At 71.5% G+C, this 12872-nt stretch carries 12 protein-coding genes; 10 read left to right on the forward strand and 2 right to left on the reverse strand.

Annotated features, from left to right (window positions below):
- The first annotated feature begins 58 nt into the window (after window positions 1–58).
- The 9 genes from ACETWP_RS16260 to ACETWP_RS16300 all read left to right on the forward strand — a co-directional run bounded on the left by ACETWP_RS16260 (window position 59) and on the right by ACETWP_RS16300 (window position 10982).
- The gene (locus ACETWP_RS16260) at window positions 59–1759 is read left to right on the forward strand and encodes a nuclease-related domain-containing DEAD/DEAH box helicase (RefSeq protein WP_373973319.1); all 1701 of its coding nucleotides are present in this window, start codon (window positions 59–61) and stop codon (window positions 1757–1759) included.
- A gap of 114 nt (window positions 1760–1873) precedes the next feature.
- Window positions 1874–2260, forward strand: a complete 387-nt coding sequence (locus ACETWP_RS16265) for a hypothetical protein (protein WP_373973320.1) — start codon at window positions 1874–1876, stop codon at window positions 2258–2260.
- An 8-nt stretch (window positions 2261–2268) separates the two neighbouring features.
- A complete protein-coding gene (locus ACETWP_RS16270) occupies window positions 2269–2763 on the forward strand; it encodes an ASCH domain-containing protein (RefSeq protein ID WP_373973321.1) in 495 nt (164 codons plus the stop codon).
- A gap of 42 nt (window positions 2764–2805) precedes the next feature.
- The gene (locus tag ACETWP_RS16275) at window positions 2806–3510 is read left to right on the forward strand and encodes a FadR/GntR family transcriptional regulator (RefSeq protein WP_373973322.1); all 705 of its coding nucleotides are present in this window, start codon (window positions 2806–2808) and stop codon (window positions 3508–3510) included.
- Window positions 3511–3647: 137 nt separating this feature from the next.
- Complete coding sequence (locus tag ACETWP_RS16280; protein WP_373973323.1) at window positions 3648–5099, forward strand: four-carbon acid sugar kinase family protein; 1452 nt, start codon at window positions 3648–3650, stop codon at window positions 5097–5099.
- Window positions 5096–5998, forward strand: coding sequence for an NAD(P)-dependent oxidoreductase (locus tag ACETWP_RS16285; RefSeq protein WP_373973324.1), 903 nt, complete (start codon window positions 5096–5098; stop codon window positions 5996–5998). The genes ACETWP_RS16280 and ACETWP_RS16285 overlap by 4 nt, the downstream gene beginning before the upstream one ends.
- A gap of 102 nt (window positions 5999–6100) precedes the next feature.
- On the forward strand, window positions 6101–7516 hold the full coding sequence (locus tag ACETWP_RS16290) for a GntP family transporter (protein WP_373973325.1): 1416 nt from the start codon (window positions 6101–6103) through the stop codon (window positions 7514–7516).
- A 108-nt stretch (window positions 7517–7624) separates the two neighbouring features.
- Window positions 7625–8503: a class II fructose-bisphosphate aldolase gene (locus tag ACETWP_RS16295; RefSeq protein WP_373973326.1), complete on the forward strand. Its 879-nt coding sequence runs from the start codon at window positions 7625–7627 to the stop codon at window positions 8501–8503.
- Window positions 8504–8633: 130 nt separating this feature from the next.
- On the forward strand, window positions 8634–10982 hold the full coding sequence (locus ACETWP_RS16300) for an FdhF/YdeP family oxidoreductase (RefSeq protein WP_373973327.1): 2349 nt from the start codon (window positions 8634–8636) through the stop codon (window positions 10980–10982).
- Window positions 10983–11055: 73 nt separating this feature from the next.
- Here ACETWP_RS16300 and ACETWP_RS16305 read toward each other — a convergent pair whose 3' ends face one another.
- Window positions 11056–11373 (reverse strand): DUF6457 domain-containing protein, encoded by a 318-nt coding sequence (locus tag ACETWP_RS16305; RefSeq protein ID WP_373973328.1) that lies wholly within the window; start codon window positions 11371–11373, stop codon window positions 11056–11058.
- Between the two features lie 121 nt (window positions 11374–11494).
- On the reverse strand, window positions 11495–12229 hold the full coding sequence (locus tag ACETWP_RS16310; RefSeq protein ID WP_373973329.1) for a TY-Chap2 family putative peptide chaperone: 735 nt from the start codon (window positions 12227–12229) through the stop codon (window positions 11495–11497).
- A 276-nt stretch (window positions 12230–12505) separates the two neighbouring features.
- Here ACETWP_RS16310 and ACETWP_RS16315 point away from each other — a divergent pair, with 276 nt between their 5' ends.
- On the forward strand, window positions 12506–12700 hold the full coding sequence (locus ACETWP_RS16315; protein ID WP_373973330.1) for a hypothetical protein: 195 nt from the start codon (window positions 12506–12508) through the stop codon (window positions 12698–12700).
- Window positions 12701–12872 lie beyond the last annotated feature (172 nt).

The following is a 12872-nucleotide window of genomic DNA, read 5'->3' on the forward strand; positions in this document are numbered from 1 at the left end:
ATTGTTCCCATCGGCGGGCGGCGCGAGCGGTCCGGGGGGACGAGACGGGGGAAAAGTCATGGCGCGGTGCATTCCGGAGGAGCCCGAGTTCGGGGAGGGCCACGAGGCGGAGCGCGAGGTGTTCGAACGCCTGCGCGCGGCGCTGCCGGACGACGTCGTCATCGCCCACTCCGTGCGGGTCCGCAGCGGGCGCGCGGAGCACGAGATCGACCTGCTGGTCCTCTGGCCCCACGTGGGCCTCGCGGCCATCGAGGTCAAGGGCGGCCTGGTCAGTGTCGAGAACGGCCAATGGCACCAGTCCGGCGGCCGGGGCGGCAAGCGGAGGATCGGCAGCCCGCTCGCGCAGTGCCAGGACGCCGCCCACGCCTTCCGGGAGTCGCTGGCACCGAAGATCAGCGACCGCCTCAGCAGCCGTTTCGCCTACGTCGCCTGCTTCCCCTATACGCGGGTCCCCCGCGACTGGGACATGGCCGGCGTCCCGCGCGCGCTCATCCTGGACGCCGGCGACCTCGACGCGGTCGCCGAGCGGCTGCGCACCGCCATCGAAACGGAAGGCGGCGGGGCGGCGGGCCTGTCCCCGAGGTTCCTCGAACGGATCCTCCCGCACCTGCGCGGGGACCTCGAGCCCGAGGAGCTCACGGCCGACGCCGCGCACGAGCGGGAGTCCGGGCAGGACAGCCTGACGGTCCGGCAGGCCACGCTGCTCTCGGCGACGCGTTCGCTGCGCCGGGTCCGGTTCGTCGGGGGCGCCGGCAGCGGCAAGACCTGGCTCGCCGTCGAGAAGGCCAAACGGCTGTGCCGCGAGGGCAAGAACGTCGGGCTGTTCTGCTACAACAAGGGCCTCGGCATGTACCTGCGCGACCAGGTCCAGGACTGGCGGCAGAAGGCTCCCGTGCACACCGGCGAGTTCCACGAGTTCGCCCGCCGGCTCGGTGTTCCCCCCGGCGCCGGGCAGTCCTACTTCGACGAGGAGATGCCGCGCGCGTTGCTGCGGATCGCCGGCGGCCTGCCCCGCGAGCGGAAGCTGGACGCGATCGTGGTCGACGAGGCGCAGGACTTCGCCCCGCTCTGGTGGGAGGCCCTGCGCGCCTGCCTCCAGGACCCGGACGACGGCGCGGTGTACGCGTTCATGGACGACCGGCAGGACGTGTACCGCCGGTGGGGCGCCGCCGCGCCGTCGTCGCTCGAGTCCACGCTCGCGACCCTCCACGTGGACGAGAACCTGCGCAACACCCGCACGATCGCCGAGACCTTCCGCCCGCTGGCGGGCGAACACTTCACCCCGCGCGGCAGCACCGGGCTGCCCGTCCGCTTCGTCGAGTGCCGGACGGAGGACGCCGTGGAGCAGGCCAGCGACTGCGTCGACGCGCTCATCGAGGAGGGCTGGTCCAACGGCCAGATCGCGCTGCTCACCACGCGCCACCGCCACCCGGTCCACCAGTCCAACGTCGGCCACGACGGCGTCGTCGGCACCGACTACTGGCGCGCTTTCCACGACGGCGACGAGGAGTTCTACGGGCACGTGCTGGGCTTCAAGGGCCTGGAGCGCTCGGTCGTGATCCTGTGCGTCGACGGTTTCCGGGACCTGGACCGCGCGCCGGAGCAGCTCTACGTGGGGCTGTCCCGGGCGCGGTCGCTCCTCCTGGTCGTCGGCGACCCGCAACTCATCGAGCTGGCCGGGGGGCCGGGGGTGGCGCGGGCGCTCGGACGGGCCGAGAGGTGGCGGCCGGGGACGGTCGCGGCCCTGGCGATGGGCTGAGCCCGGCGACCGCGGGGCCCTGGATGCGGCGCCCCGCAACCCGTGCAAAAGCCGCGACCCGGGGTTATGGTTTTGCCACCCACCCCGTCCCCGTCCCCGTCCCGGGAGGACACCATGGCCAGCACACCAAAACCGTCCGCGAAGCTGATCATCTGGGGGCTGCTGCTCTCCGCGGTGATCGGCCCGATCCTGGCCGGCATCGGCGCCTCGATGGCCGCCGCGGCGATGTATGCCGCGATGCCCGAAGGCACCTTCGAACCCGGCATGATGCCCGACCCAGAGGTCGGAGGACCCGGCGGAATCCTCATCCTGCTCGGGATGCTGGCCGTCCTGGTCGGAGCGGTCATGTCGATCATCGGCCTCTACAACCTGCTGTCCACCTTCGACGCCCTGGGGCAGAAGTACCTGGGCGGGCCGTACGGCGGCGCTGCCGTGCGCTCGGCGGGCGCGCCGGGCGCTTCGGGCGCTTCCGGCGGTCAGGGAACCGCGCCGGCTCCCTAGGAGTCACCATGCACCTGCCGCCGCCCGACGACGCCGCCGTCCAGGCGCTGTGGAACGACTTCCTGGAGTCCCACCCGCGCCTGCCGGACGCCGCCGACCCGCCGACCGCCGAGCAGTTCGGCGACACCCCCGCGCTCGCCGACGAGCTGCTGGGCCTCGTGCTCGCGGGGCGCAAGCGCGCGACGGCGTGCCTCGGCGTCGAGTTCGCCCTGGAGGGCGCTCGGCTGCCGCGCATCGGGGACCATTGGATCGCCTGCGACGGCGCCGGCGTGCCACGCGTCGTCCTGCGCTCGGTTGAACTGCGGATCGGCCCCATCGACAGCGTCGACGACGCGTTCGCCCGCGACGAGGGCGAGGGCGACCTCACACGCGAGTCCTGGCTGCGCGAACACCGCGCCTACTGGCTGCGGGTCGCCCCGGTCCAGGGCTTCATCTGGGACGACGGGCTCGAGGTCCTCTTCGAGCGCTTCCGCGTGGTCTGGCCGCCGGGGCCGGCCGACTAGCCGCTAGGCTGGAACGACCATCACATCTGCCTCGGAGGACCCGTGGGACGCGCAACACTGGTCGATATGGTCGCCGACGAGATCCTCCGTCGCGTCATCGACGGCGAACTGGCCGAGGGCGCGGTCCTGCCGTCGGAGGCCGACATCGGGGCCCAGCTGGACGTCAGCCGGCTGACCGTGCGCGAGGCGCTGAAGGAACTCCGCGCGAAGAACGTGCTCAACGCCGTCCGCGGCCGCGGAACGTTTGTGAACCCCGTCTCCGAGTGGACCTCGCTCGAGGCGGTCCTGCGCTCCATGTCCGCCGGCGGCACCGCGGCGCAGGTCTCCGTGCAGCTGCTGGAGGTCCGCCGGATGATCGAGGTCGGCGCCGCCGAGCTCGCCGCCTCCCGCCGTTCGGACGCGGACCTGGAGCGGCTGCGGCACCACCTGGACCACATGGTCGACGCGCACGCGGCCGAGGACGTGGAACGCTTCGTCGCGGCCGACATCGCCTTCCACGACGTCATCCTGCGCGCCTCGGGCAACCTCATGGTCCCCGCCCTCTACGAGCCGCTCGGCAAGCTGCTGAGCCAGGGCCGCCGGGAGACGTCGGCGGTCCCCGACATCCAGGAGCACGCCATCCAGATGCACCGGAACGTGCTCACGGCCCTCGAGTCCGGGAGCCCCGAGGACGCGCGGCGGGCCATGAACGAGCACATGGACCAGACGCTCGGCGACCTGCAGCGGTTCGTGCTGGACCGCGCCTAGCCACCTCCCTGCCGGGAACCGCCTGCCTGCCGGGAGCCGTCTGCCGAGGCGCCTGTGACGCCCGTCTCACAAGGGTCTTCCCCTCAGGGGTTTTTGCGCATAAGATGTCTGACATCTGATCTAACCAAGGATTCAATGTGGCATCTCTTGAAGAACTTCTTTCGACCTACCCGTCCGCGCCGGCCGTTTCCGCGGAGGCCGTCCGCGCCGCCATGGCCGCCGCCCCACGCCGCGTCTTCGTGGTGCTGGACGACGATCCGACCGGCACCCAGTCGGTCGCCGACCTCCCCGTCCTGACCCGCTGGGAGACGGCGGACCTCGCCTGGGCCCTGGCCCGGGACGTCCCCGCCGTCTACGTCCTCACCAACACGCGCAGCCTGGCGCCGGCGGAGGCCGCCGTGCGCAACCGCGAGGTCGCCCGCGCCGCCCTGGAGGCGGCCGCCGGGCTCGGCATCGCCGTCTCGTTCGTCTCGCGCGGCGACTCCACGCTGCGCGGGCACTTCCCGCTGGAAACGGACGTGCTCCGCGAGGAGTACACGGCGTCCACGGGCCGGTCCGTGGACGGCATCCTCCTGGTCCCCGCGTTCCCCGACGCGGGCCGCGTGACCATCGGCGGCGTGCACTACTTCGTCCTCGACGGCCAGGCGGTGCCCGTGGCGGAGACCGAGTTCGCCCGCGACGCGACCTTCGGCTACCGGCACTCGGACCTTCCGGGGTACGTGGAGGAGAAGACCGGCGGCGCCGTCGCGGCCGCGGACGTCCTGGTCCTGGACCTGGACACCATCCGCCGCGGGGGCCCGGAGGCCATCGCGGACCTGCTGCTCGCCGCGCGCGACGCGGTGCCGATCGCCGTCGACTTCGTCGCCGAGGAGGACCTGCGCCAGGTCGCCCTCGGGCTTGCCCTCGCGGAGGCCCGCGGCGGCACCTATCTGTTCCGCGCCGGCCCGCCGTTCGCCCGCGGGGTGATCGGGCAGGATCCCCGCGAGCCCCTCACGGCGGCGGAGATCTTCGCCGCCGGCGAGCCGGCCACCCGCGGCGGGCTGATCGTCGTCGGATCCCACGTCGGCGTGACCACGCGCCAACTCCACCACCTCGGCGCGAACCTCCCGGTGGCGCTGACCGCGGAGATCGACGTCGCCAGCGTCATCGACCCCGCGCGGCGCGAAGCCCACCTCGAGGGTCTCGTCCGCGACATCACGACGGCGCTCTCCCGCGGGAACGTCGTGGTCCACACCGCGCGCGAGCTCGTTAAGACGGACGACGGCGACGAGAGCCTGGACATCTCCCGCCGCGTGTCCGCCGCCGTCGTCGACGTCGTCCGGCGCACCCTGGCGACCACTCCCCCGCGCTTCGTCATCGCCAAGGGCGGCATCACCTCCTCCGACGTCGCCGCGCACGGCCTCGAGATCCGCCACGCGATCGTCCGGGGCCCCATGCTTCCGGGCATCGTGTCCCTGTGGGAGCCGCAGGACGGTCCGGCACGGGGCATCCCCTACATCGTCTTCGCCGGCAACGTCGGCGCCGACTCCTCCCTGACGGACGTCGCCGTCAAACTCTCAGCCACCGACTCGAAGGAGAGCCACTCGTGAGCACCAACTACAGCATCGCCGTCCTCGGACTGGGCGCCATGGGCCTGCCCATGGCCACCCGCCTCGCCACCGGACTGACGGTCCACGGCTTCGACATCGCCGCCGCCCGCATGGACCTCGCCGCGGACGCGGGCATCAAGACCTTCCCCACGGCCGCCGCGGCCGCCGCCGACGCGGACGCCGTCCTACTCGCCGTGCGCAACGGCGAGCAGCTCGCCGACGTGCTGTTCGGCGAGGCGGGCATCGCCGCGTCCCTGCGCCCGGGCGCCGTCGTCCTCATGACAAGCACGGTCGGCGTCGCCGCCGTGGCGGACGTCGCCACGCGGCTGGCCGGGATCGGCGTCGACCTGGTCGACGCCCCGCTCTCCGGCGGACCCGTGCGCGCCGGCGAGGGAGACCTGCTGATCGTCGTGGGTGCGACGCCCGAGGCTCGCGCGAAGGCCGCCCCCGCGCTGGAGCTCCTCGCCTCCACCCTGACCGTGGTCGGCGACAAGCCCGGCGACGGCCAGGCCCTGAAGACCGTCAACCAGCTGCTGTGCGGTGTCCACATCGCCGCCGCCGCCGAGGCGCTGGCGCTGGCCGACGCCCTGGGCCTCGATCCCGCCGGGACCCTGGAGGCGCTGCAGTCCGGCGCCGCCGCGTCCTTTATGCTCGGCAACCGCGGGCCGCGCGCCCTGCAGGCCTACGACGACGACGGCGCCGACGTCCTCAGCCGCCTCGACATCTTCGTCAAGGACATGGGCATCGTCACCAAGGCGGCCCGCGAGGTCGCCCTGCCCACGCCCCTTGCCGCGGCCGCCGAGCAGCTCTACCTTCTGGGCCAGGCCCAGGGTCTCGGCGCCGAGGACGACTCGGCCGTCATCCGCGTCGTCGCCCCGACCCGCCGCACTCCGGCCTAGCGCCGCACTTCGGCCTAGCGCCGCACGCCGGCCCAAGCGCGGCACTCCCTCCCGCATCCGCAGCAGTTCCCCACCCGTTCCATAGTCAAAGGAGACTCCCTGATGAGCACACTCGCGTTGCTGAGCATCGCCGTAGCCGGCGTCGTGCTGTTGTTGTTGGCGGTCATCAAGTTCAAGGTGCCCGCGTTCCTCGCCCTGCTGATCGTCAGTGTCCTGGTCGCCCTCGTGGCGGGCATCCCGATCGAGGAGATCATCCCCACCGTCCAGGCCGGCATGGGCGGAACGCTGGGCAACGTCGCGATCCTCGTCGGCCTCGGCGCGATGCTCGGCAAGATGATCGAGGTCTCCGGCGGCGCGCAGGCCCTCGCCGGGCGCTTCACCTCCTGGCTGGGCCCGCGCCGCATCACCGCCGCGCTGACCGCGGCCGCGTTCCTGCTGGCCATTCCCGTCTTCTTCGACGTCGGCTTCATCATCCTCGTTCCGATCATCTACGGCTTCGCCAAGGCCGCCGGGGTCAACCCGGTCAAGGTCGGGCTGCCCGTCGCGGCCGTCATGCTCGCCATCCACGTGGTCGTCCCGCCGCACCCGGGCATCGTCGGCGGCGCCGGCGTCCTCGGGGCCGACATCGGCTGGATCACGATCTTCGGCCTGGGCATCTGCGTTCCCGTCGGCATCGCCGGCTTCTTCCTGGCCAAGTGGTTCAACCGCCGGGACTACGTGATGTTGCCGGAGACCGCCCGGCAGTTCAAGCTCTTCGGCACCGGCACCTCCCAGGTGGAGGAGGACGCCGCGGGCGGCGGCACGGTCTCGACGCGGACCCGCACGCAGGCTCCCCCGAGCTGGGGCATGATCGTCGTGCTGATCGTCCTGCCGATCGCCATGATCATGCTGGGCACCGTGGGCGCCGTGCTGCTGGAGGAGGGCACCCCGGAGGCGAACACGCTGGCGTTCATCGGTTCCCCCACCATCGCGCTGCTGGTCACCGTCATGCTGGCGTTCTACTTCCTCGGCATCCGCCGCGGCTGGTCGGCCCAGGCCACGGGCGAGGTCATGGACTCCGCCCTGGCTCCGACCGCCATCGTCATCCTCGTCACGGGCGCCGGCGGCGTCTTCGGCAAGGTGCTCACCGAATCCGGCATCGGCACGGCCCTCGCCGACACGCTGAGCGCGGCCGGCCTGCCCATCCTGCTCATGGCCTACGTCTTGGCCGCGGTGCTCCGCGCCTCTCAGGGCTCGGCGACCGTCGCCATCATCACGACGGCGGGGCTGCTCGCCGCCGCGGCCGGCGGCGGCGCGTACTCCACGGCCCAGCTGGCCCTGATCACCGTCGCCATCGGCTTCGGCGCCTTCGGGCTCTCCCACGTGAACGACTCCGGCTTCTGGATCGTCACACGCTACCTGGGCCTGACCGTGGCGGACGGCCTGAAGACGTGGACCGTCCTCACCACCGTCCTGGGCGCCCTGGGGTTCCTCCTCACCGTCCTGGTCTGGTTCGCGATCACCCCGCTGGGCCTCTAGCCCCGCCCCCACGCCGCGGCCTCCGGAAGCCCGAACCCCCTGAGGGCTTCCGGCGGCCGCCACACTCCATTCCCACTCAGACCGCCCACGCCCCCAGAAAGGCAACCCATGGACCTCCTCGACATCACCCGGGACGCCCTGGCCCGCGGCGCCGCCGTCCCGGCCGTCGCCTGCTACGACTTCACGACGGCACTCGGCGTCGTCGCCGCCGCCGAATCGGCCGGGTCCCCGGTGGTGTTGCTGGTTCCCCCGAAGACCGCGGGCACGACGGCGGGCCTCCGGCTGGTCACCGCCCTGCGAGGGCTGGCCGACGCCGCGTCGGTGCCCGTGGTGGTGCAGCTGGACCACGCCCGGGACGAGGCGCTGATCCTGGCGGCCGTGGACGCCGGGGTGCACGCCGTGCTCGCGGACGGATCGCACCTGTCTCCGGACGACAACGCGTCCTTCGTGGCGCGCATGGTCCTGCAACTCGGTCCCCGCGGCGTCGTCGTCGAGGCCGAGCTCGGTGCGCTGCCCGGCGACGAGGACAACGCGCTCGGCGCGGGGACCGGGCCGCCCGCGGCCGGCTCCGTTCCGGCCGGCATGACCGAACCCGCGCTGGTCGCGGAGTTCATGGAGTCCTCGGGCGCGGACCTGCTGGCCGTGTCCATCGGGAACGCCCACGGCAACTACACCGGCGTCCCGCACCTCGACTGGGAGGCGCTGGACGCCATCCGCGGCCGGGCGGCCGGGGTCCCGCTGGTCCTGCACGGGGCGTCGGGCATCCCGGCCGCCGACCTGTCCCGCGCCGGCGAACGCGGCATCGGCAAGGTCAATTTCAACACCGAACTGCGCACGGCCACGCTCGACTGGCTGACGCGCACCCTCTCCGTCCTCCGCGCGAACGGCGAGAACATGCTGGAGCTGGAGGCGGGATGGCGCGCGACCGCCGAGGGCACGGCGGCGGCGTTCCTGGCCACGCTCTCGGGCGCCCCGCGCACCCGGTAGGCACCGCCGTCGTACCCCCGTCGCCCGGCCCGGGCCTTGCGGCCGCGTCCCGACCCTGCTAGTCCTGAGGGTAGACGCGCGTCATATTCGCGCCGCCCGGACGGGCGGCGCCCGGGAAGGAAGAGGCACCGTGCCCAAGAGCAATCCGCAGGTCGAAGAGCCGGACGAGAAGGATATCGTCGTCGGGGACCGGCCCAAGACGTGGGCCGCGGGGATTCCCGGCGTCTTCCACTCCATGGAACCCGCCCTCGACCACATGGGACCCAACCGCACCCGCAAGACCGTCCTTGCGATGAACCAGAAGGATGGTTTCGACTGTCCCAGCTGCGCGTGGCCGGACCCGGGCCGCCGCAAGACCTTCGAATTCTGCGAGAACGGCGCCAAGGCCGTCACGTGGGAGGCGACGCCGGTGGTCATCGCCCCGGAGTTCTGGGCCGAGCATTCCGTCAGCGAGCTGCGGCAGCGTTCCGAGTACTGGCTGGGCATGCAGGGGCGCCTGACCGAACCCGTGTACAAGCCCGCCGGCGAGGACCACTACCGGCCGATCGCCTGGTCCGAGGCGATCTCGATCCTCGGGGACCGGCTCAACGGCCTCGATTCGCCGGACCATGCCGCGTTCTACACGAGTGGACGCACGTCCAACGAGGCCGCGTTCCTCTACCAGCTGTTCGTGCGCGCCTACGGAACCAACAACCTTCCCGACTGCTCCAACATGTGCCACGAGTCCTCCGGCTGGGGCATGGGGCAGACCATCGGCGTCGGCAAGGCGACGGTCACGTTCGACGACTTCGCGAACGCGGACCTGATCATCATCATGGGGCAGAACCCGGGGACCAACCACCCGCGCATGCTCACCGAGCTCGAGGCCTGCAAGGAGAACGGCGGGCAGATCGTCGCCGTGAACCCGTTGCCCGAGGCCGGGCTCCGCCGCTACAAGAACCCGCAGAAGATCAAGGGCATCATCGGCCGCGGCACCGAGCTCGCCGACCAGTTCCTGCACATCCGCCTCGGCGGCGACATGGCGCTCCTGCAGGCGGTGTCCAAGCGCGTCCTCGACGCCGAGGAGCGCAACCCCGGCAAGGTGCTCGACCACGACTTCCTCCAGAAGCACTGCGAGGGGCTCGAGGAGCTCCGCGAACACCTCAGCCACCTGGACGAGCAGGCCGTGCTCCAGGCCACCGGGCTGGCCTCCGCTCAGATCGACGAGCTCGCCGACCGGTACATGGCGGCGGAGAAGGTCATCATCACCTGGGCCATGGGCATCACGCAGCAGAAGAAGGCCGTGTCCACGATCAAGGAGATCATCAACCTGCTGCTCCTGCGCGGCAACATGGGCAAGCCCGGCGCCGGTGCCTCCCCGATCCGCGGCCACAGCAACGTGCAGGGAGACCGGACCATGGGCATCTGGGAGCAGATGCCCCCGGCGTTCCTCGAGGCGCTCGGCCGGGAGTTCAACTTCCAGCCCCCGCTCGAGCACGGCGTCGACGCGGTGGAGACCTTCCGCCGGATGCGCGACGGCCGGATCAAGGTGTTCGTGGCCCTCGGCGGCAACCTGGTCGGCGCTATCTCCGACACCCACGTGGCCGAGGCGGCCATGGAGACCACGGACCTGACCGTGCAGATCTCCACCAAGCTCAACCGTTCCCACACCGTCGTCGGCCGCGAGGCGCTGATCCTGCCGACGATGGGCCGCACGGAGATCGACATCCAGGAGAGCGGGCCGCAGTTCGTCTCGGTGGAGGACACGGTCTGCGCGGTGCACCCGTCGTGGGGCAAGGTCGAGCCGGTCTCCCACCAGCTGCTGTCGGAGGTCGCGATCGTCTGCCGGATCGCCCGCGAGGTGCTGGGCGATGGAATCGGCGCGGACTGGGAGGGGTTCGAGAAGAACTACGACCTCATCCGCGACCACATCAGCCATGTGGTGTCCGGCTGCGAGAACTACAACGAACGCATCCGCCAGGAGGGCGGATTCATCCTGGCGCACGGTCCCCGCGACTCGCGGACCTTCCACACCCCGACCGGCAAGGCGATGATCACGGTCAACGAGCTCGAGTATCTGGAGCAGCCGCCGGGAACGCTGATCCTGCAGACCCTGCGCTCCCACGACCAGTTCAACACGACGATCTACGGCCACAACGACCGCTACCGCGGCATCAAGAAGGGCCGCCACGTGGTGTTCGTGAACCCGGAGGACATCGCGGAGCTGGGCCTGGAGGACGGCCAGTTCGTGGACGTCCGCGGAACGTACGACGACGGCGTCGACCGCGTCCTGCGGCAGTTCCGCGTGGTCTCGTACCCGACGGCGCGCGGCTGCGCGGCGGCCTACTACCCGGAGGCGAACGTCCTGGTCCCGCTCGACAGCGTGGCCGAGGGCAGCAACACCCCGGTGTCTAAGGCCGTCATCGTGCGCCTGGAACCGGCCCAGGCGCCCTCCCCCGCGGACTCCGCGGCCCCGGGGACGACGGCTTCCGTGTCCTGAGGCCGCGGTGTCCTCGTGGGTCGCGGTGTCCCGACACCGCGACCCACGAGGACCGCTCCGGCGGCTCCGCCGATTACTGCCCGGTGGCGGCCCAGCCGGTGCGGTCCGGGCCCGCCGTCGTGCCCTCGTCGCACAGGCGGTGTACGGTCGCAACCGCGGCGTCGACCGCCTCCTGGACGCTCTTGGGCCCGTCGGTGGCGGCGGCGCCCGCGGCGTATCCGGCGACGAACGCGCTGATGGCACCCGCGCGCGGGCCGATCGAATCCGAGGAGCGGTCGACCAGTTCGGTGATCTGCGACGGGTCGACCTTCAGGTCCAGGACCTGAAGCGCCTGCGCCAGCTTGTGGGCCCAGTCGCGCAGCTCGAGTTCTTCGGCGTCGTTCACGGTCATGTCCGCTCCTTCGTTGTGTGCGGTCCCTCGGGCGTCGCTGGGGCGCCTGGGGTGTCGTTGTGTTCCCCTCAAGGGATAGCATCGACGCCGCGGATGCACAACGAGCCTGCGGCCGAGCCTGCTAGTCCGAATAGCCCCCGAAGACCTCGCCCACCAGCCGCCAGAGGTCGCGGCCCAGGTTTTGGTAGGCGGCGTGCAGGTCCACCGGGTCGCGGTTCCTGGAGTACAGCGTGCCGGCCGCATCAAGCAGGTGGGCGGCCTCGCCGTCGTGCCTGAACGCCCAGAAGCCGCGCGTCGCCTCGCCGAACGGAACCGGTTCGAGTGTCCGGCGAGCCACGCCAGCCTCCGGAAAGTCGCGGAACAGGTGCTCGGCCACGGCGCTCCGCGGGCCCACGGGAAAGGCGGACCGGACATCGTAGGGGCGGGAGGACGTTGCGTCGCGCCCGACGACGGCGGTGACCACCCGGTACCCCAGCAAGGGTCCGGCGGTCCTCAGCCGGCGGCTCGGCGCACGGAGCCCCGCCGCCGCTTCCAGTGCCAGGACCGTCGCGAATGCCGGCGAGGCGAACACCTGCGACCAGCTGCGCCGCGTGGCTCCGTCCGTGCCCTCGGCTGAAGCCCCGCCCGCGTCGGACAGCGCCCCGGCGACCCAAATGTCCCCCGCGCGGTTGATGTCCACGAGAAGCCTGCCATCGACTTCGTCGTAGATGCCGAGGCTGTCCTGCGGCTTCCCTCCGTCCTGCCACTCGCCGATGCTGAGCCTCGCGTGGCGACGGCAGAGCTCGGTGGCTATCCACCAACTCCGCGAGTTGACGAGCCAAAAGTCGTAGGTCGCGCCACCATTGCCGATCACCATGCCACCATCCTGCACCCGTTCCGGCGACCGCGACAGGTACTCCAGCTGCGCGCCGGGCATGCGCTGGGTACTCGCACGGCCCGCAAGGGCCCGTAACGTCCGTGCTGGTCCGCGTAAGGTCCCCGAGGTTCGCGGTGGGTCCGTTCTGGGAGACCCCATTCGCCTCGTCCGGTCCTTTCCTGTCCGGTCCTTTCCTGTCCGGTCCGGTCCGGTCCGGTCGCCGAAGTGTCGGAGGCGGATGGTTATCTGGTTGCGGGAAACGAGGAAGGAAAGGTCGTGCTCGCCAAGACAGCAATGCCGGACTATCCGACGCTAATGGAGCTTCGCCAGGCGGGCTGGTCGCTCGAGGAGATTGCCGCCACCTACTGTGTCACCTCGGTAGCCGTGTGGAAGGCGCTTCAGGCCGGCCACCTGCATCGCGGAAATCAGCGAAAGCCGCCAGCGCCGGACCGGCACATTCAGGACCGCTAGCATCCGCGCGCGACGTGCTCACGATTCCTCCCCCGCACGCGCCGCGTCGAACGCGTTCCACGGGACCGCGGATGAGACATCGACGGGGGCCCGCGCGTCTTGGCGCTCCTTTGCCCGTTTTTTGTTCCCGCGGTCGTGCCTGCGCCGCGGGTTTCCCAAACTGTCGGTACCC

Origin of the sequence: Arthrobacter halodurans (genome assembly GCF_041877255.1) — a bacterium.
GTDB classification, from domain to species: domain Bacteria; phylum Actinomycetota; class Actinomycetes; order Actinomycetales; family Micrococcaceae; genus Arthrobacter_N; species Arthrobacter_N halodurans.